Annotated in this window: 13 protein-coding genes and 4 pseudogenes; 8 read left to right on the forward strand and 9 right to left on the reverse strand. The window is 63.7% G+C overall.

Features of this window, described 5'->3' with window-relative positions; genetic code table 11:
• Positions 1-22: 22 nt before the first annotated feature.
• Positions 23-1,629, forward strand: a pseudogene (locus tag ALC15_RS20235) (alpha-amylase family glycosyl hydrolase).
• Here the strand turns inward: ALC15_RS20235 and ALC15_RS20240 are convergent.
• Together ALC15_RS20240 and ALC15_RS20245 are read right to left on the reverse strand one after the other, a co-directional pair.
• A complete protein-coding gene (locus ALC15_RS20240; RefSeq protein ID WP_050628773.1) occupies positions 1,626-3,317 on the reverse strand; it encodes an alpha-amylase family protein in 1,692 nt (563 codons plus the stop codon). The pseudogene ALC15_RS20235 and the gene ALC15_RS20240 overlap by 4 nt on opposite strands.
• Positions 3,318-3,427: 110 nt before the next feature.
• Positions 3,428-4,546, reverse strand: coding sequence for a vWA domain-containing protein (locus ALC15_RS20245; protein ID WP_050628774.1), 1,119 nt, complete (start codon positions 4,544-4,546; stop codon positions 3,428-3,430).
• Between the two features lie 148 nt (positions 4,547-4,694).
• On the opposite strand from ALC15_RS20245, the gene ALC15_RS20250 reads away from it, so the two are divergent.
• Positions 4,695-5,177 carry an MmcB family DNA repair protein gene (locus ALC15_RS20250; RefSeq protein WP_050628775.1) on the forward strand — a complete coding sequence of 161 codons (483 nt, stop codon included), beginning with the start codon at positions 4,695-4,697 and terminating at the stop codon, positions 5,175-5,177.
• Positions 5,178-5,353: 176 nt separating this feature from the next.
• Here the strand turns inward: ALC15_RS20250 and ALC15_RS20255 are convergent, their stop codons facing one another.
• Entirely contained in the window at positions 5,354-5,908 is a 555-nt protein-coding gene (locus ALC15_RS20255; protein WP_021077587.1) for an ActR/PrrA/RegA family redox response regulator transcription factor, read from the reverse strand.
• 119 nt (positions 5,909-6,027) lie between these two features.
• Positions 6,028-7,346 (reverse strand): annotated as a pseudogene (locus tag ALC15_RS20260) (ActS/PrrB/RegB family redox-sensitive histidine kinase).
• Between the two features lie 106 nt (positions 7,347-7,452).
• Between ALC15_RS20260 and ALC15_RS20265 the strand changes: the two are divergent.
• The 4 genes and pseudogenes from ALC15_RS20265 (at position 7,453) to ALC15_RS20280 (ending at position 11,573) form a co-directional block, all read left to right on the forward strand.
• Positions 7,453-8,259, forward strand: coding sequence for an ABC transporter ATP-binding protein (locus tag ALC15_RS20265; RefSeq protein ID WP_050628776.1), 807 nt, complete (start codon positions 7,453-7,455; stop codon positions 8,257-8,259).
• Complete coding sequence (locus ALC15_RS20270) at positions 8,256-9,080, forward strand: ABC transporter permease (protein ID WP_050628777.1); 825 nt, start codon at positions 8,256-8,258, stop codon at positions 9,078-9,080. Before ALC15_RS20265 ends, ALC15_RS20270 begins: the two co-directional genes overlap by 4 nt.
• A 127-nt stretch (positions 9,081-9,207) precedes the next feature.
• Positions 9,208-10,536, forward strand: a complete 1,329-nt coding sequence (locus tag ALC15_RS20275; protein ID WP_050628778.1) for a polyhydroxyalkanoate depolymerase — start codon at positions 9,208-9,210, stop codon at positions 10,534-10,536.
• 198 nt (positions 10,537-10,734) lie between these two features.
• Positions 10,735-11,573 (forward strand): annotated as a pseudogene (locus ALC15_RS20280) (M48 family metallopeptidase).
• A gap of 187 nt (positions 11,574-11,760) precedes the next feature.
• On the opposite strand, the pseudogene ALC15_RS20285 reads toward ALC15_RS20280, so the two are convergent.
• Positions 11,761-14,021: pseudogene (locus ALC15_RS20285) on the reverse strand (transglycosylase domain-containing protein).
• Positions 14,022-14,159: 138 nt separating this feature from the next.
• Between ALC15_RS20285 and ALC15_RS20290 the strand changes: the two are divergent.
• A complete protein-coding gene (locus ALC15_RS20290) occupies positions 14,160-14,585 on the forward strand; it encodes a DUF1330 domain-containing protein (protein ID WP_050628780.1) in 426 nt (141 codons plus the stop codon).
• A 228-nt stretch (positions 14,586-14,813) separates the two neighbouring features.
• Here ALC15_RS20290 and ALC15_RS20295 read toward each other — a convergent pair whose 3' ends face one another.
• The 3 genes from ALC15_RS20295 to ALC15_RS20305 form a co-directional block, all read right to left on the reverse strand.
• Complete coding sequence (locus ALC15_RS20295; RefSeq protein WP_050628781.1) at positions 14,814-16,040, reverse strand: ABC transporter substrate-binding protein; 1,227 nt, start codon at positions 16,038-16,040, stop codon at positions 14,814-14,816.
• Between the two features lie 233 nt (positions 16,041-16,273).
• Positions 16,274-17,494 (reverse strand): ABC transporter substrate-binding protein, encoded by a 1,221-nt coding sequence (locus ALC15_RS20300; RefSeq protein ID WP_050628782.1) that lies wholly within the window; start codon positions 17,492-17,494, stop codon positions 16,274-16,276.
• A gap of 129 nt (positions 17,495-17,623) precedes the next feature.
• A complete protein-coding gene (locus tag ALC15_RS20305) occupies positions 17,624-17,986 on the reverse strand; it encodes a DUF1304 domain-containing protein (protein ID WP_050628783.1) in 363 nt (120 codons plus the stop codon).
• Positions 17,987-18,196: 210 nt separating this feature from the next.
• On the opposite strand from ALC15_RS20305, the gene ALC15_RS20310 reads away from it, so the two are divergent.
• Positions 18,197-18,721 carry a methylated-DNA--[protein]-cysteine S-methyltransferase gene (locus ALC15_RS20310; protein ID WP_050628784.1) on the forward strand — a complete coding sequence of 175 codons (525 nt, stop codon included), beginning with the start codon at positions 18,197-18,199 and terminating at the stop codon, positions 18,719-18,721.
• Positions 18,722-18,748: 27 nt separating this feature from the next.
• On the opposite strand, the gene ALC15_RS43380 is transcribed toward ALC15_RS20310, so the two are convergent.
• Entirely contained in the window at positions 18,749-19,072 is a 324-nt protein-coding gene (locus ALC15_RS43380) for a hypothetical protein (RefSeq protein ID WP_128089540.1), read from the reverse strand.
• Between the last annotated feature and the right edge of the window lie 11 nt (positions 19,073-19,083).

A 19,083-nucleotide genomic window follows, 5' to 3' on the forward strand; every position in this document is an offset into this window, starting at 1 on the left:
GTCACGAGCGAGGGGGAATGGGATGGATCAGGACGAGCGGGACTGGTGGCGGCGCGGCATCTTCTATCAGGTCTATCCACGCTCGTTTCAGGACAGCAACGGCGACGGCGTCGGCGATCTCAGGGGCATCATCTCGCGGTTGCCTTATCTGACCCGGCTCGGCGTCGACGCGGTCTGGCTGTCGCCGATCTTCACCTCGCCGATGGCCGATTTCGGCTACGACATCTCCGATTACACCGGCGTCGATCCGCTGTTCGGCACGATGGAGGATTTCGACGCGCTGGTCGCGGCCGCGCACGATAGCGGCCTCAAGCTGATCCTCGATCTCGTGCCGAACCACACCTCCGACCAACATCCCTGGTTCATCGAGGCGAGGAGCTCGCGCGACAACCCGAAGCGCGACTGGTACATCTGGCGCGATGGAGCGCCGGATGGCGGTCCGCCGAACAACTGGCTGTCGGAGTTCGGCGGCAGCGCCTGGGCCTATGACGAGGCCTCGGGCCAATATTACTATCACGCCTTCCTGGCGCAGCAGCCCGATCTGAATTGGCGCAATCGCGAGGTCAGGGATGCGATCTACGACGTGATGCGCGTCTGGCTACGCAAGGGCGTCGACGGCTTCCGTGTCGATGTGATCTGGCACCTGATCAAGGACGCCGAATTCCGCGACAACCCGCCGAACCCGCATTACCGCGAGGGCCGGCCGCCGCACGAGAAGGTGCTGACGCAATATTCGACCGATCAGCTCGAAGTGCACGCCGTCATCACCGAGATGCGCCGCGTCACCGAGGAGTTCGACAACCGCGTGCTGATCGGCGAGATCTATCTGCCGCTGCACCGGCTGGTGGCCTATTACGGCAACGATCTGCGCGGCGCGCAGATGCCGTTCAATTTCGCTCTGCTGTCGACCTTGTGGAGCGCGCGTGCGGTCGAGCAGATCATCGCCGATTACGAAAAGGCGCTGCCGCCCGGTGCATGGCCGAACTGGGTGCTCGGCAATCACGACCGGCCACGGGTGGCGAGCCGGGTGGGACCGGCGCAGGCACCGGTGGCGGCGATGCTGTTGCTGACGCTGCGCGGCACGCCGACGCTGTATTACGGCGACGAGATCGGCATGCACCAGGTGGCGATTGCGCCGGACCAGGTGCGCGATCCCTTCGAGAAGAACGTGCCCGGTCTCGGCGTCGGCCGCGACGGCTGCCGCACGCCAATGCAATGGAGCGCCGAGCCTCACGCCGGGTTCTCGACGCTACGCCATGGCTGCCGCTCGCGCGGGATTTCGCAAGTGACAATGTCGCAAGCCTGGAGGCGGAGCGGAGCTCGATCCTCAACCTCTACAAGGCGCTGATCGCGCTGCGGCGCAGGCTGCCGCAACTCATCCATGGCAGCTACGAGCCTGTGGCGGCCCATGGCGATGTGCTGCTGTTCCGGCGCCGCAGCGCGGAGGGCGTGGCCGTGATCGCGCTGAATTTCGGCGCAGCTCCCGCGTCGGTCTCCTCCAGTGCGATCGGCTTCAGCAACGAGGTGCTGCTGTCGACTTTCATGGACCGGCAAGGCGAGAAGGTCGAAGGCGTCCTCGATCTGCGCGCCAACGAGGGCGTGATCCTCGGGCCGCATCAGGATGACTAGCGCGACGTGCGGGGCGTCTTGGTGTCGATGTCACTGCGCTTGAGCAGGTAGTCGAGCCCGCCGACCCTGTACCAGCGATAGCCGTAGGCTTCGATCAGGAGCTTGTGACGACCGCCATCATCGGCGCGGCTGTGATCCTCGGTCAGGAGATTGACCAGCAGCTTGCCGGCGTCGTCAGGCAGCCCCACGTTGAACGATATTTCGAGCGGCTTTTCCGCGAAATTGTGCACGAACAATACCGAGTTGTTGCGCCAGTCGTATCGAATGACCAGCACGGCAGGGTTTCGGGTACTAATGACCTTGAAGTCTCCCCAGCCGATCTCGGGGACTTCCTTGCGCATACGGATGATGCGCTCGGTCCAGTTCAGCATTGAATTCGGATCGCGCCGCTGCTTGGCTGCGTTGACGTGTTCATAGCCATAGGGACCCTCGTCGATCACGGGCACACATGGCCGGTCGCTCTCGGTAAAGCCGCCGTGAGGCTCGGTCGACCATTGCATCGGCGTGCGCGCGCAAGTGCGCTCCGGCAAGTCGAGATTATCGCCCATGCCGAGCTCATCGCCGTAGCGGATCACGGGCGTGCCGGGAAGAGTGCACATCAGACTGTAAGCGAGCTCCAGGCGCCGCCGGTCGCCGCCCAGCATGGGCGCAAGGCGCCGCCGGATGCCACGGCCGTAGAGCTGCATGCTCTTGTCGGGACCGAACGCCTTGAACACCGTGTCGCGCTGCGCCTTGGTGAGGCGGCCGAGGTCGAGCTCGTCGTGATTGCGCAGGAACAAGCCCCATTGCGCGGTCGCCGGCCGCGGCTTGGTCGCCGTCAACGCCTTCGCCAGCGGCTTCGTATCGGCCGATGCCAGCGCGTAGAACAGATGTTGATTGACGTGGAAGTTGAACATCATCTGCATGCGGTCGCCGTCGCGCCCGAAGTACTCCATATCCGTTTCTGGCAGCACATTGGCCTCAGCGAGGATGATCGCGTTGCCCTGACGCCATTGCAGGAATTCGCGAAACGATCGCAGCATGTCATATTGCTCGACCGGCTTGCGCACCGATGCGCCCTTGGTCGCGATCACGAAAGGCACGGCGTCCATGCGGAAGCCGGAGACGCCGAGCTGGATCCAGAACCCCATGATCTTGAGGATCTCGGCCTGCACGTGCGGGTTCGATGTATTGAGGTCCGGCTGGAAATCGTAGAAGCGATGGAAGTACCAGGCGCCCGCCTGCTTGTCGTGCGTCCAGGTCGTTTTCTGAACGCCGGGAAACACCATGCCCGTGTTGGCGTTGGCCGGTTTCCTGTCCGACCAGACATACCAGTCGCGGAAGGGCGAGTCCTTCGAACTCCGTGCCGACTTGAACCAGGCGTGCTGATCCGAGGTGTGATTGACGACGAGATCGATGATCACGCGAATGCCGCGTTGCTGGCAGCCATGGGTGAACTCGACAAAATCGCCCAGCGTGCCGTAGCGCGGATCGACGCCGTAATAGTCCGAAATGTCGTAGCCGCCGTCCTTGTTGGGCGAAGTCTGAAATGGCATCAACCAGATCGTGGTGATGCCGAGCCCGTCCAGGTAATCCAGGCGCCGCAGCAGGCCGCTGAAGTCGCCGACGCCATCGCCGTTGGCATCCATGTAGGTGCCAACGGACAGGCAATAGATCACGCCGTTCTTGTACCAGAGGTCGTCGATCACCAGGCTTTATCCTCTCCGGTCAGGGCCGGAAGATAAGCGGCGAGGCGGCGACGGGTTCCTGCCCAGAGTGTGGTCCCGCAAGCTGCGGGACCACACTCCTCGCCCTGTTGCTACCGCTTGATCTGCGCCTTCAGCGTATCCTCGACCACGCGATCGAACGACGATGCCTTCGGCGCGCTCTTGCGGTGCTCGACGACATATTTGTCGCGCTTGGCGACCAGGGCGGCGAGCTTCTCGTTCAGCGCCTTGCGCTGGGTGATCTGCTTGTCGATCTCGGCGCTGCGTGCCTCCGGTTTCATGGCCCGGAGATTATCGGGCAGGTCCTCGTCCTTGACCTTGGCGATCTCGTTGCGGCCGGCCGCGATGTCGGCAACCAGGTCGCCGTCGCCGGTGACCGCCTCCGACGTCACCTTGGCGCGCTTGTTGATGAAGCTCGCCATCTCCGAGGCGCGCGCCGGCGAAGCCGCGGCGACGCTCGCAAGCTGGTGGGTCTTGGATTCCGTGCGCTTCTGCTGCGCGCGGGGGCCATAAGGGATCACCGTGCCGTTGATCTCGCGCTGCAGGATGATGATGTCCTCGTCGAACGGCGTCTCGATGGTGACGATCTGGCCGCCGTCCTGCGGGATCGGGATGAACTCGCCGTTGCCGTTCTGCGCGATATCGCGCCAGACGCGCTCGGTATCCTGTGCGTTGCCGGCGAGCACGGCGTTGACGATGATGTCGCGCTGCTTCGCGACCGCGAGCGTCACCGGGTACTTGGTATCCTGGGCATAGTCCATGTGCGGCGGGGCGTCGCCGACCAGGAATACGATGCGAGTGCCGTCGCGTTCCTGGGTCCACTGCATCTTGTTGACGGCGACGTCGAGCGCCTCATTGACGCTCTCCGGCCAGTCGCCGCCGCCGCGCGCCTTCAATTCCAGCAGATTGGCGTAGAGGTCCTGGATGTCGCGGGTCAGCTCGACCTTTTTCGTCACATAGTCATCGCCGATGTCGCGATAGGCGACCAGGCCCATCCTGATGTCGGCGTCGGGATTGGAATCGACGATCGCGGTCGCGATCGACCAGATCTTGCGCTTGGCGCCCTCGATCAATCCGCCCATCGAGCCCGTGGTATCGAGCACGAAGGCGACCTCGACCACGGGCTTGGCGATGGCCGAGGACAGTCCGGCTGACAGCGGAAGGGTTGCGAGAGCGAAGACGAACGAGCGAAGTGTGATGCGTGACCGCATGGGTCTCTCCTCCAGTGGTTTCGTCCCTCGGAACCGAGGTTCCACCGGCTTCGCGGTGGCTTGAGGCCGGAATCAAGGCGCGATCCTCGCGAATTTACGGCCGATTCCGGCGCTGCCGCTGGATGATGGAATCGGCTAATCTTCTTGGATGGAGTCACCCGCCCGCCAGATCGCACTTGTGCCCGTGCCCGACCGACGCCAGTCGGAGACCGCGCTTGCGATCGCCCGCGGCACCGCGCGGCTTCTGCGATCGCTGGGATTTTCCTGCATCAGCGAATTGCCGCTGCCGTCCGGCCGCAGGGCCGATCTCGTCGCGCTGAACGAACGCGGCGAGATCTGGATCGTCGAGATCAAGTCATCGATCGAGGATCTGCGCGCCGACCAGAAATGGCAGGACTACCGGATGCATTGCGACCGGCTGTTCTTCGCCTTCACGCAGGACCTGCCGTGCGAGATATTCCCGGTCGACACCGGCCTGATCATCGCCGACGCCTATGGCGCGCATCTGCACTGCGAGGCGCCGGAGCACCGCCTGCCGGCGGCCACCCGCAAGGCGATGACGGTACGGTTTGCGATGGCGGCGGCACAGCGGATCAACCGCCTCGTCGATCCGCAGGGGCATGAGTTTTAAATGCGAGCACTCGATCCGTCATTGCGGTTGGTCGAGTAGGATGGGTAGAGCGCAGCGAAACCCATCATGTCTCCGTGCGGGGGAAAGTTGATGGGTTTCGCTGCGCTCTACCCATCCTACAAAAGCAAATGGCCGGGGCTGAGCCCGGCCATCGCGAAAACAGATGAAGCGATCGCTTAGCGCGGCGCGCGCTTGGCGAGGATGCGCTGCAGGGTGCGACGGTGCATGTTGAGACGGCGCGCGGTCTCCGAGACGTTGCGGTTGCACATCTCGTAGATGCGCTGAATGTGTTCCCAGCGCACGCGGTCCGCCGACATCGGATTGGCCGGCAGCTCGGATTTCTCGGTGCCGGTCGCCAGCAGCGCGGCGACGACGTCGTCGGCATCGGCGGGCTTCGAGAGATAGTCGACGGCGCCCATCTTCACTGCGGTGACGGCGGTCGCGATGTTGCCGTAACCGGTCAGCACGATGGCGCGCGCCTCGGGGCGCTTGCGCTTCAAGGCCGAGACGACGTCGAGGCCGTTGCCGTCGCCGAGGCGGAGGTCGACGACCGCGAATGCGGGGGCGGCGCGGCCGATCTCGGCGATGCCGTCAGACACTGTATCGCATGACTTCACTGAGAAGCCTCGCGTCTCCATCGCGCGCGACAGACGTTCCAGGAACGGCTTGTCGTCCTCGACGATGAGGAGCGATTTGTCAGCATGGTCATTCAGTTCAGCGATTGCGTTCACGATCCATTTTTCCCTGTGATAGACCCGCTAAATATGGGGTTGCACTGGGGCGCTGCCAAGGCAGCCGAAAGTCGCGGTGGCTGCATCCGGTATGCCAGAGGTGCGATTAAGAACCGTTCTTAAGATGACGTCTCCGTGTCTCCCGCTGCTTCCTCGAAGCGCTCGCGCGGCCAAACGATCTGCACCACGCGCCGTGATCGGGGAAGGGCCGATTGGTAAACGAGACCTTGGCTCCGGTGCGTTCCAGCAATGTCCTTGCGATGAAAACCCCCAAGCCCAAGCCGCCACGTGCATTTTGGGCCTCATCGGCGCCCCGGCGGCGCGACAGATACGGCTCGCCGATCCGCTTCAGCATGTCCGGCGCGATGCCCGGGCCATCGTCGGAGACGACGATTTCGATGGTTTCGGCGTTCCACCACGCGTTCACCTCGACCGTCTGGTGCGCGAAATCGACCGCATTTTCGAGAATGTTTCCGACGCCGTAGAGGATCGCGGGATTGCGCGCGGCGACTGGTTCGCGCGTTGCTGCGACAGCAAGCCGCACCTTGATATTGATGCCGAAATCTCGATGAGGCGCCACCGCCTCCTCGATCAGGGTCGACAGCTTCATGGTGTCGAACGGCGCGCCGCTCGATGACAATTGCGCAATCTTGCTCAGGATGTCGCGGCAGCGCTGCGCCTGTTCGCGCACGGTCTTGAGGTCGCCGGCGATCACCGGGTCATGCACCGTCTTCTCGAGCTCGCGCGAGATCAGGAAGATCGTCGACAGCGGCGTGCCGAGTTCGTGCGCGGCGGCGGCGGCGAGGCCGTCGAGCTGGGTCAGATGCTGTTCGCGCGTCAGCACCAGCTCGGTTGCGGCGAGCGCATCGGAGAGCTGGCGGGCCTCCTCGGTCACCTGGAACGCATAGAGGCTGGTGACGCCGATCGCGAGCAGGATCGAAAGCCAGACGCCGATCAGATAGATCGGCGGCAGCACCAGGGGATCGTCGCCGTCCCAGGGCAGCGGCAGATGATAGAAGAACAGCGCCGAGGCGCAGGCGACCGCAAGGCAGCCAAGCGCGATCGTCAGCCGGATCGGCAGCACCGTGGCCGAGATCAGCACCGGCGCCAGGAACAGGAACGAGAACGGGTTCTGCAGACCCCCGGTGAAGTACAGGAGACCGCCGAGCTCGACGATGTTGAAGGCGAGCAGGGCCGCGGCATAGGCCGGCTCCAGCCGCTGCATCGGATTGAACGCGATCTGCAGCGCCAGATTGAGCAGCGCCGAGAACGTCACGATGATGACGCAGGGCACGATCGGAACGTCGAATTCCAGCCCTTGGGCGACGACGAAGATCGCGACGAGCTGGCCGAGCGCGGCGAGCCAGCGCAGCCGCAGGATCGTATCCAGGCGGACATAGCGGCGGGGTTGGCGGAAATCGGAGACGACGTCGGTCATGTCAGGGACTTTAGCTTTGCCGTGGGCGGCGCACAAATTCGCGACTTAGCGCAAGGATGCGGGCCAAGCCTTGCGCTTATTGTCGCAATGGCTCAATGACGCCCATATGCAACAGCGCGGGACAGGTCAGGCGCAAGCGCCCAATCAGCCGCCTGCGGCCGATCAGGGCGGGTCGGCCGCGATCGACGTTGCGCACCTGGTCAAGGTCTACAAGACCACCCGCGCGGTCGACGATATCTCCTTCCGCATCGCGCGCGGCAGCATCACCGGCCTGCTCGGCGGCAACGGCGCCGGCAAGACCACGACGATCGCGATGATCATGGGGCTGGTGCTGCCGACCTCGGGCCGCGTCAGCGTGCTGGGCGCGAAAATCCCCGAGCAGCGCTACGACGTGCTCGGCCGGATGAATTTCGAGAGTCCCTATGTCGACATGCCGATGCGGCTCACGGTGCGGCAGAACCTGACGATTTTCGGCCGTCTCTATGCCGTGCAGCAGCTGCGCGAGCGGATCGACCAGCTCGCCGCCGATCTCGATCTCAAGGAATTTTTGGACCGCTCCAACGGCAAGCTCTCGGCCGGGCAGAAGACCCGCGTCGCACTGGCGAAGGCGCTGATCAACGAGCCGGACCTGCTGCTGCTCGACGAGCCGACCGCCTCGCTCGACCCGGATACCGCCGACTGGGTGCGACAGCATCTCGAGACCTACCGCAAGACCCATAACGCGACCATCCTGCTGGCGTCGCACAACATGCTGGAGGTCGAGCGGCTCTGCGACCGCGTCATCATCATGAAGCGCGGCAAGATCCAGGACGACGACAGCCCGGAAGCGATCATGGCGCGCTACAATCGCGACACGCTGGAGGAGGTGTTTCTCGACGTGGCGCGCGGCCGGGTACGGGAAGAGACACCATGAGCGAGATCGTCAGCCATCAGCCGCGCGCCATTTCACTGCAACGCATCAACGCGATGGTGCTGCGCTATTGGTACCTCCTGATGTCGTCATGGCCGCGGCTCCTGGAGCTGATCTATTGGCCGGCCTTGCAGATCATCACCTGGGGCTTCCTGCAGAACTACATCTCGCAGGCGTCGGGCTTTTTCGCCAAGGCGGGCGGCACGCTGATCGGCGCGGTGATCCTGTGGGACATCCTGTTCCGCGGCCAGCTCGGCTTCTCGATCTCGTTCCTGGAAGAGATGTGGGCGCGCAATCTCGGCAACCTGATGATGAGCCCGCTGAAGCCGATCGAATTCCTGCTCTCGCTGATGATCATGAGCCTGATCCGGCTTGCCATCGGCGTGATCCCGATGACGCTGATGGCGCTGTTCTTTTTCGGTTTCAACTTCTACGCCATCGGGCTGCCGCTGATCGCGTTCTTCTGCAACCTGATCTTCACGAGCTGGTCGGTCGGGGTGTTCGCCTCGGGCCTCGTGCTGCGCAATGGGCTCGGGGCCGAGAGCATCGTCTGGACGCTGATGTTCGCGGTGATGCCGCTCGCCTGCATCTACTATCCGGTAGAGGTGCTGCCGGCCTGGCTGCAGGTGGTCGCCTGGACGCTGCCGCCGACCTATGTGTTCGAAGGCATGCGCGCGCTCTTGATCGACCACGTCTTCCGCGCCGACCTGATGGCGTGGGCGCTGGTCATCAACGCCATCCTGTTCGCTGCCTCTTTTGCGGTCTTCCTTGCCCTTTTACAGAGCGCCAAGCGCAACGGATCGCTGCTCGGGGGTGGTGAATAAATGTCACTTTCACGTGGATTCCCGGTGTTTTAGCCCGATATCGACCCCAGATTCGGTTTGCGGCGCATTGACGCAATGTTACGCATTGGTCAGTATGCTGCGGCGCAAACAGGGGTCTGAAGATACAATGCCCATCGGTGAATTTGGCGGTGCCCCGCCACTAGCGGCGGAAGGCAGCCCGGCACTCACGACGCCGCTATACTGGATGTACGAGATGGCGCATGCGTCGCTCAATCCGGCACGCGCCGTAACCGACGCCACCAAGATTCTGTTTCAGAACCCGCTCAATCCGTGGACGCACACCGAGTTCGGCAAGTCGATCGCCGCCGGCTGTGAGCTGTTCGAGCGCACCACGCGCCGCTACGGCAAGCCGGATTGGAACCTGCCGACCACCGAGGTCAACGGCATCCGTACGGCGGTCGAGGTTCGCACCGTCTGGGAAAAGCCGTTCTGCCGCCTGCTGCATTTCGATCGCAAGCTGACGCGCCCGCTGCGCGCGCCGCAGCCGCGCGTGCTGATCGTGGCGCCGATGTCCGGCCATTATGCGACGCTGCTGCGTGGCACGGTCGAGGCGTTCCTGCCAACGCATGAGGTCTACATCACCGATTGGGCCGATGCGCGCATGGTGCCGCTCGCGGAAGGGCGGTTCGATCTCGACGACTACGTCGACTACGTGATCGAGATGCTGCACGCGCTCGGCGGCAACATGCATATTGTAGCGGTGTGCCAGCCCTCGGTGCCTGTAGTGGCAGCCGTTTCCGTCATGGAAGCCAACAGCGACCCGTTCGTGCCGCTGTCGATGACGCTGATGGGCGGCCCGATCGATACAAGGCGCAATCCGACCGCTGTCAATGATCTGGCGGCGGAGCGCGGCATCGATTGGTTCCGCAACAATGTCATCACCAAGGTGCCGTTCCCGCATCCGGGCGTGATGCGCGACGTCTATCCGGGCTTCCTGCAGCTCAACGGCTTCATCAGCATGAACCTGGATCGGCACATGGACGCGCACAAGGCGCTGTTCGCCAATCTGGTGAAGGGCGACGGCGATCTCGTCGACAAGCACCGTGAGTTCTATGACGAATATCTCGCGGTGATGGACCTCACAGCAGAGTATTACCTGCAGACCGTCGACCTCGTCTTCGTCAAGCACGCGCTGCCGAAGGGCGAGATGACCCATCGCGGCAAGCCGGTCGATCCTTCGAAGATCCGCCGCGTCGCGCTGATGACGGTCGAGGGCGAGAAGGACGACATCTCCGGCCTCGGCCAGACCGAGGCGACGCACGCGCTCTGCACCGCGATTCCGAACCATCGCCGTGTCCACTACGTGCAGAAGGGCGTCGGGCACTATGGCGTGTTCAACGGCTCGCGTTTCCGCTCCGAAATCGTGCCGCGGATCTCCGATTTCATGGTTTCGGCGGCCAATACACGGCTTTCCCTGGTCGCCGCGGCCGAATAGGTATCGACCCGGCCGCGATTTTCGCGGCCGCACAACTCACTGATTTAGCTAAAAGAATCTCAAATCGGGCGAGGCTCAAGTGATGAATTTAATTTCATCTCTTGGGCCTTTTTCGCGACTTTGATTCATCGGAAAAATTCCGGTTCCGACCCCTGCCGGTAGAGGCCAATTAACGCCCGACCCCTGTATATTGGGCAAATGATTTGTTTTTGCGCCGAGCGCTTTCCCTGGCGGCGGATATGGCAAAGTTCGGGCGAACTCCTGCTCCCCGGACTCTCAGACATGGCTACTCGCGCGCTCCTCTATCGGCGGCCTGCCGAACCCGCGACCGTATTGGTCAGACACGGCTCCCAGTTTTTCACCGTCAGGTTGCGTCGGCACCGGCGCGCGCGCCGCTATACGCTCAGGATCCATCCGACCGATCGCGAAGCATCCTGACCATGCCGCCGCGCGGGACCATCGTCGAGGCGAAGGAGTTTGCCAACGTCCATGGCGGCTGGATCGCTGCGCGCCTCGGCCGTTTGCCAAAGGCCGCACCGTTTCAGCCCGGCACCGTGGTGCCGTTGCGCGGCGTGCCGCATCGGCTGGTGCATCGCTCGGGCGAGCGCGGCACGGTCTGGACCGAGACGCGGGACAGCGGCGAGAAGATCCTTTGCGTCGCCGGCGGCGTCGAGCACATGGATCGCCGGGTACATGACTTCCTCAAGCGCGAGGCGCGCAAGGATCTGCAAAAGGCGGCGACACTGCACGCTGCGGAACTCGGCGTGCGGGTGCGGCGGATTTCGATCCGCGACCAGTCGAGCCGCTGGGGCTCGTGCACGTCGGCGGGGTCGCTGTCGTTCTCGTGGCGCCTGATCCTGGCGCCGTCCTACGTGCTCGATTACCTCGCCGCGCACGAGGTCGCACATCTCGTCGAGATGAACCATTCGGCGCGGTTCTGGCGGGTGGTCGACAAGGTCTGTGCCTCGGTCACGCGCGCCAAGAACTGGCTCGACACCCACGGCAACGACCTGCACCGCTACGGGATCCAGGAGTAGGCGGCGGTCGCTCCGCTCTACCCATCCGGGCCGCTGTCTCTGCCACCTCTGCTGTCATCGCCAGCGAAAGCGGGCGATCCAGTATTCCAGAGGCGCTTGTTTTCAACGGATAAGCCGCGGCGTACTGGATCGCCCGCTTTCGCGGGGGATAGCAGTTGGCGTTGTGGTGAGACCGCGCGCCTAACGCCTACCGAAACAACCGATCAGCCAGCCAGCCATCCAGCCCCGCTGCGGCCTCGGGCCGCGCGTTGGGGTTAGGTGGCGGCGCTGCGGCGCGGGCCGGTGTCGGCGATGGCTGGCGATAATAGCCGCCGGACGGCACCGGCGCGGGTGGCGGCGCCTGCATCGGCGGCTGGATCTGCATCGGTGCCGTCGGCGCGGAAGGCGCCGTGATTTGCGACGAGATCTGCATCAGGTTCGCCGGCGCCCAGCTGCCTTGCGAGTTCGGGATCGCCGCGACCGGCACGCCCTGATGCGCCGCCTTCATGAAGCGGCTCCACACTTCCACCGGCAGCCCGCCGCCGGTCGCCTTCTTGGTCGGCGAGTTGTCGTCATTGCCGAGCCAAACGCCGGTGACGAGCTTGGCGGTGTAGCCGATGAACCAGGCGTCGCGATAATCCTGGCTGGTGCCGGTCTTGCCGGCGGCGGTCCAGCCGGGGATCTCGGCCTTGCGCGCGGTGCCGGAGATCAGCGTCTCGCGCATCATGCTGTTCATCATCGCGTCATAGCGCGGCTCGATCACCTGGTTGGGCGGATCGGTGGGGCGATCGTAGAGCAGCTTGCCGGAGCTGGTCTTGATCCTGGTCACCACATGCGGCGACACGGCGTAGCCGCCATTGGCGAACGGCGCATAGGCGCCGACCAATTCGAGCACGGACACTTCCGAGGTGCCGAGCGCGATCGAGACGTTGGGCTCGAGCTTGGAGGAGATGCCGAGCCGGTGCGCGGTGCGCACCACGTTCTTGGCGCCGACTTCGACGCCGAGCCGCACCGCGACCGTGTTCAGCGACATCGCCAGCGCCTGGGTCAACGTCACCGAGCCGAAATATTCGTGGGTGTAGTTCTCCGGCTTCCAGCCCTTGATGTCGAGCGGCGCGTCGGTGCGGATCGTGTCCGGCGTCAACCCTGCCTCGACCGCGGTCAGATAGACGAATGGCTTGAACGACGAGCCTGGCTGCCGCTTCGCAGTGACCGCGCGGTTGTACTGGCTCTCGGAATAGTTCCGGCCGCCGACCATGGCGCGCACCGCGCCGTCGGGCGTCATTGCCACCAGCGCGCCCTGGCTGACATTGAACTTCACGCTCTTGGCGGCAAGCTCGTCGATCACGGCGGCTTCCGCGACGGCTTGCAGCTTCGGATCGATCGTGGTCTGCACCACGATGTCCTGGTCGATCTGGCCGACCAGATCGTCGAGCACCTCGCCGATCCAGTCGGCGACATAGTTGACGGTGCCGGCGCCCGCCGGCTTCACCGCGATCGAGGGCTGACCGATCGAGCTTTCGCTTGCGCCTCGGTGATGAACTTGGCGTCGGCCATCGCCGCCAGCACGACCTGCGCGCGCTGCTCGGCACCTTCGGGGTTGCGGTTCGGCGCCAGTCGCGACGGCGACTTGACGAGGCCCGCGAGCATTGCGGCTTCCGGCAAGGTCACGTTCTTCGCCGACTTGCCGAAATAGCGTTGCGCGGCGGCCTCGACGCCATAGGCGCCGGAGCCGAAATAGACGCGGTTGAGGTAGAGCTCGAGGATCTCGTTCTTGGAATGCTTGCGCTCCAGCCACAGCGCGAGCTCGGCCTCCTGCAGCTTGCGCTGCATGGTGCGTTCCTGGGTCAGGAACAGGTTCTTGGCGAGCTGCTGCGTCAGGGTCGAGCCGCCCTGCGATACGCCGCGATGCAGCAGGTTGGTGACGGCTGCGCGCAAAATGCCGACCGGGTCGACGCCGAAATGCGAATAGAAGCGGCGGTCTTCGATCGCGATGAACGCCTTCGGCAGATAGGGCGGCAGATCCTTCAACGCGATGTTGGCGCCGGCCATTTCGCCGCGCTGCGCCAGCACTGAGCCGTCGATGCCGACGATCTGGATGGTTGGCGGGCGCTTGGGAATTTCGAGCGACTGGATCGGCGGCAGATGCGCACCGACCCACACCACGACACCGATCACCGCAATGCCCGCCCAGAGGCCGAGCACCGCGGTCCAGTAGAACAGCCGGCCGATGCCGAAGCCGCGCGACTTGCTGCGCCGCTTGCTGCCGCTGCGCGACGGGCGCGGTCTCTCGCTACCGGAATCGCTGCTCCTGTCGGCGCTGTTCTTGGGTTTCGATTTGGCGGGCTTTTCGTCGTCGCCGCCGCCGGGAATGCGATCGGACGGCGACAGCCTGAGGTCGGCAAGCGCGGCTGGAAGCCCGAACAGCGGCTCCTTGCGTCCACCGCCTTTTTTACGTCCCCACGCCATCCGCAACGCTCACACCCTGACAGGGGCGCACGCTAACGTTCCCGGTTTAAGGGGCGGTTACGCAAAGCTTAACGGGGGATTAGGAGGTGAGGCGGCGCGTTGCTATATGACGCTGGAACAAGAAGCAGGGAGCACCGCATGGGCCATATCGATCCGACCAAGGACGTGTTTGCGCAATTCCGGGACAACAACCGGCCAGGCCCGATCCACATGCTCAATCTGGTGCGCTTGCGCGAGTGGGCGGCCTATCCCGATGGCCGCAAGGCAACCGGCGCAGAGGCCTATGCCGCCTATGGCCGCGAGAGTGGCCCGGTGTTCGAGCGGCTCGGCGGCCGCATCGTCTGGCAGGGCCGCTTCGAACTTATGCTGATCGGCCCGCAAGAGGAGCGCTGGGACCACTGCTTCATCGCCGAATATCCGAGCGTCGCCGCCTTCGTCGAAATGATCCGCGATCCCGTTTATCGCGAGGCGGTCAAGCACCGCCAGGCCGCGGTGGAGGATTCGCGATTGATCCGACATGCGGTGCTGCCGGTCGGCAAGAACTTCGGCGAGATTCCGAAGTAGGTGCACGACGTTGAGCGCGATGCTCGTCCCGTCATCCTGAGGTGCGAGCCTTGCGGCGCATTTGCGCCGCTGGGCGAGCCTCGAAGGATGAATTGGCCACAGCCGGGCCGCCGACCCTTCGAGACGCCGCTTCGCGGCTCCTCAGGGTGACGGTGAGGGAGTGTGTGCTCCCCAAAACAAATCGGCGGCCCGGAGGCCGCCGATTGCATTTCAAACCTGCGCGAACCGCTAGCCCGCCGGGCTGCTGTCCTCGAGGATCGGGCCGAACAGCTCCCAGCGCTCGCCGTTGAACTTCATCATCTGCAGCTGCTTGTTGACGCGATAGTCGTTCGGCGTGGTGTTGCCCTTGATGCCGGGCAGCGCCATGTCGAGGTCGACGTTCTTCAGGTTGGTGGCCTGCTTCAGCACGTTCTCGCGGGTCAGCTCGTCGCCGCACTGCTTCAGCACATGCACCATCAGCTGGGCGGTGGAGTAGCCGTAGGTGTTGAAGTTCGAGTTCTTGTCGCCGTCGGGATAGTACTTGGCCATGAAGTCGAAATAGCGCTTCATGCCCGGATCGTCCTTCCACTGCGGATCGGCCGGATCCTTGCCGTAGTTGGTCGAGATCAGGCCCTTGGAGGCCTCGAGGCCGGCCGGCTGCAACACCGCGCCGACCGAGGTGGCGTTGATGTCGACGATGTGGACCGGATGCCAGCCGAGCTCGGCGATCTTCTTGATCGCCTGCGCGGCCTGCTTCGGCGTCGAGGCCGAGAAGAACAGGTCGGCGCCGGCATCCTTGATCTTGATCACCTGGGAATCGATGGTCGGGTCGGAGACCTCATAGGAGGCTTCGGCCACGATCATCTTGGCGGCCTTGTCGCCGAGGCCGGCCTTGATGCCGTTGAGATAGTCCTTGCCGAGGTCGTCGTTCTGATAGAGCACGCCGACCTTGGCATTCGGGTGCTCCTTCAGGATGTACTGGCCGTAGATGCGGCCCTCGACGAAGTAGTTCGGATTGAAGCCGAGCGTCCAGGGGAAGTTCTTCGGGTCGGTGAACTTCGAGGCGCCGGTGGCCGCGAACAGCTGCGGCACCTTCTTGGCGTTGAGATATTTCTGCACCGCGGCGTTCGACGGCGTGCCGACGATCTGGAAGGTCAGGAGCACCTCGTCGCTCTCGACGAGCTTGCGCACCTGCTCGACCGCCTTCGGCGGCGAATAGGCGTCGTCATACTGGATCAGATTGATCTTGCGGCCGTTAATGCCGCCCTGGTCGTTGATCATCTTGAAATACGCCGCCTGGGTCTTGCCGATCGAGGCATAGGCGGAGGCCGGGCCGGAGAAGGGGACGGTTTGGCCGATCTTGATTTCGGTGTCGGTCGCGCCGGGATCGTATTTCTTCTGCGCGTAGGCCGACGTGGCAGACAACGCGATCGCGAGCGCCGTTCCCGTGACCAGGTGGAAAATCCCGTTCCTCATAATGCTGTTTCCCTCACGTGACTGATGTTGGCCGATGATCTTGTCCGCGGGTTCAAGGTCCGCGGTCGCCATCGCTGGGCCGGGATACTGGCGGAACGCTTGCTGCGACGCAAGACGAGCAATGCCGAAAAGGTGAGCGATTTCAGTCAACCAAAGTAGGGGGCACCGCAAAAAAGAGACCGGCGCAGCGGGGGCGCTGCGCCGGCTTTTGCGGCCGGAGATAGTTACGGGCGCTAGCCCGCCGGTCCGGTGTCCTCGATGATCGGGCCGAACAGCTCCCAGCGCTCGCCGTTGAACTTCATCATCTGCATCTGCTTGTTGATGCGATAATCGTTCGGTCCTGTCGTGATCGACATGCCCGGCAGCGCGAGAGACGGCACGAACTTCTTCAGGCTGGTCACCTGCTTCATCAGGTTCTCGCGGGTGAGGTCGTCGCCGCACTGCTTGAGCACCTGGATCAAGAGCTCGGCCGTCGAGTAGCCGTAGGTGTTGACGGTGTTGAGCTTGTCGCCCTCCGGGTAATACTTGTCCATGAAGGCGAAATAGGCCTTTACGCCGGGATCGTCCTTCCACTGCGGATCGGCGGGGTCTTTGCCGTAATTGGTCGAGATGATGCCCTTGGAGATGTCGAGGCCGGCCGGCTTCAACGTCGCCGACACCGGGCTCGCGTTGATGTCGAGGATGTGGACCGGGTGCCAATCCAGGTCGGCGATCTTGCGGATTGCCTGCGCGGCGAATTTCGGCGTCGAGGCGTCATAGACTAGATCGACGCCGGCGGCCTTCAGCTTGACGATCTGGGAATCGACGGTCGGGTCGGTCAGCTCGTAGGACACTTCGGCCACGATCATGCTGGCGGCCTTGTCGCCGAGCCCGCTCTTCAGGCCGGTGATGTAGTCGCGGCCGAGATCGTCGTTCTGGTAGAAGATGCCGATCTTGGCGTTGGGGTGGTTGGCCAGGATGTATTTGGCGTAGATGCGGCCCTCGGACTGGTAGTTCGGGTTGAACGCGATGGTCCACGGCGCGTTCTGCGGATCGGAGAAGCGCGAGGCTCCGGTGGAGGCCAGCAGCTGCGGCACCTTCTTGGCATTCAGGTATTTCTGCACGGCGGCATTTGACGGCGTGCCGATGATCTGGAAGGTGAACAGCACCTCGTCGCCCTCGACGAGCTTGCGCACCTGCTCGACCGCCTTCGGCGGCGAATAGGCGTCGTCATACTGGATCAGGTTCAGCTTGCGGCCGTTGATGCCGCCCTGGTCGTTGATCATCTTGAGGTAGGCCGCCTGGGTCTTGCCGATGCCGGCATAGGCGGATGCCGGGCCCGAGAACGGCACGGTCTGGCCGATCTTGATCTCGGTGTCGGTTGCGCCGATGTCGTACTTCTTCTGTGCGGCGGCCGATGTAACCGACAACGCGATGGCAAGCGCTGTCGCAGCGAGCAATTGCACGCTCCTCATGTCCGTGACCTCTCATGTTGCCGGTGATCTTGTCCGCAAGCGTTGGGCCAGCGGATGTCACCGTTGCCAGGGATGATGGAGGAAGGGCAGGGGCATTGCAAGACGATGCGCCCTGCGCGCGATGTCGCGTCAGGCCAGCCACAGCAGGATCAGCGCCAGCGCCGCGGGAGCCGCCTGCACATAAAGGATGCGGCGGCTCACGGTGGCGGCGCCATAGGCGCCGGCGACGATCACGCATAGCAGGAAGAATGTCTTGATCTGGAATGCTAAGGCGGCATTGCCGTGTGCCAGGCCCCAGATCAATCCGGCGGCGAGGAAGCCGTTATAGAGCCCCTGATTGGCGGCGAGCACGGCCGAGTCGGTTGCCTTCTCGAGCGAGTTGCGGAAGGTCTTCAGCCCGAGCGGCTTGGTCCACAGAAACATCTCGAGGATTAGGAAGTAGATGTGCAGCGCGGCCACCACCGCGACCAGAAAATTGGCAATCACAAGCATATTCGGTCCCCCCAAGAGCTTCGGTTCTGATCTAATCAGAACCGAAGCTCAAGATCTTGTTCTGACGCGTTTTCTCCACGCGAACCGGTGTCCATCCCGCATCTAGCGCGGGATAGGCTCGCTCGAAAACGCTCCTGCCGGAATTCGGGTGGACGCTACCACGCGGGCGGTGAATTGTATGCCGAGCGACCCGTTTCCAGAGCGACGACCATGGCCGACCGCAAGACCGCCCAGACCTTCAACCTCGATCGCCTCAAGACGCCGATCGGCACCGCGCTGCTGGTGACCGATGATGATGGTGTGCTGCGCGCGCTCGACTGGGACGACTACGAAGGACGCATGCTTGACCTGCTGCGGCTGCACTACGGCTCCGTGACGCTGCGGGACGGCCGCGCCCCGGCCGCGATGCGCAAGGCGCTCGGCGACTACTTCAGCGGCGATCTCGATCGGCTCGCGGATGTCGAATGGCGCGTCGCAGGCACGCCGTTCCAGCAGAAGGTCTGGCATGCGCTGCCGAAGATCCCACCAGGCACCACCATGAGTTACGGCGCGCTGGCGGCGAGGCTGAAAATGCCGAATGCGATGCGCGCGGTCGGCCACGCCAACGGCTCCAACCCGATCAGCGTGGTCGTGCCCTGTCATCGCCTGATCGGCGCCAACGGCTCGCTGGTCAAATATGGCGGCGGCCTTGAGCGCAAACGCTGGCTGCTGCGCCACGAGGGCGTGGAGGTCTAGCGGGCGAATTGTCCGCCGGTGAGGCGATCAGTCGAGATCCTCGCGCGGCATGTTTCGCAGATCGCGCACGATGTAGAGGAATACGATCAGCGAAGGCATCCATGCGAGGATCGCTCCTACCAGCATCGCATCGACCGTCGTCATGGGATCTCCCTTGAGCGCGTCAAAACAAATGCCCCTCGCCGTCAGATCATTTTCTTCGATGGGCCGGAGGTTCTGGCGAAGGGATACAGCCACCTCCAATAGGCCCTGTTGCGCTCCAATTGCCGCTTGTAGATTTCGCGGCACTTCACCGAGCAAAATTGCTCGAAGTGCCAGCTGTGCCGGATCAACCCGAAGGGCCGCTTGCATCCGGGATTTCC

Source organism: Bradyrhizobium viridifuturi (assembly GCF_001238275.1).
GTDB classification, from domain to species: Bacteria; Pseudomonadota; Alphaproteobacteria; order Rhizobiales; family Xanthobacteraceae; genus Bradyrhizobium; species Bradyrhizobium viridifuturi.

Bases quoted from the DNA above. Each gene is read 5' to 3' on its own strand.
- ALC15_RS20265 (WP_050628776.1), top strand. From the start codon at position 7,453: ATGCAACAGCGCGGGACAGGTCAGGCGCAAGCGCCCAATCAGCCGCCT.
- ALC15_RS43380 (WP_128089540.1), bottom strand. From the start codon at position 19,072: ATGCAAGCGGCCCTTCGGGTTGATCCGGCACAGCTGGCACTTCGAGCA.
- ALC15_RS20250 (WP_050628775.1), top strand. From the start codon at position 4,695: ATGGAGTCACCCGCCCGCCAGATCGCACTTGTGCCCGTGCCCGACCGA.
- ALC15_RS20245 (WP_050628774.1), bottom strand. From the start codon at position 4,546: ATGCGGTCACGCATCACACTTCGCTCGTTCGTCTTCGCTCTCGCAACC.
- ALC15_RS20275 (WP_050628778.1), top strand. From the start codon at position 9,208: ATGCCCATCGGTGAATTTGGCGGTGCCCCGCCACTAGCGGCGGAAGGC.
- ALC15_RS20295 (WP_050628781.1), bottom strand. From the start codon at position 16,040: ATGAGGAACGGGATTTTCCACCTGGTCACGGGAACGGCGCTCGCGATC.
- ALC15_RS20310 (WP_050628784.1), top strand. From the start codon at position 18,197: ATGGCCGACCGCAAGACCGCCCAGACCTTCAACCTCGATCGCCTCAAG.
- ALC15_RS20305 (WP_050628783.1), bottom strand. From the start codon at position 17,986: ATGCTTGTGATTGCCAATTTTCTGGTCGCGGTGGTGGCCGCGCTGCAC.
- ALC15_RS20270 (WP_050628777.1), top strand. From the start codon at position 8,256: ATGAGCGAGATCGTCAGCCATCAGCCGCGCGCCATTTCACTGCAACGC.
- ALC15_RS20300 (WP_050628782.1), bottom strand. From the start codon at position 17,494: ATGAGGAGCGTGCAATTGCTCGCTGCGACAGCGCTTGCCATCGCGTTG.
- ALC15_RS20290 (WP_050628780.1), top strand. From the start codon at position 14,160: ATGGGCCATATCGATCCGACCAAGGACGTGTTTGCGCAATTCCGGGAC.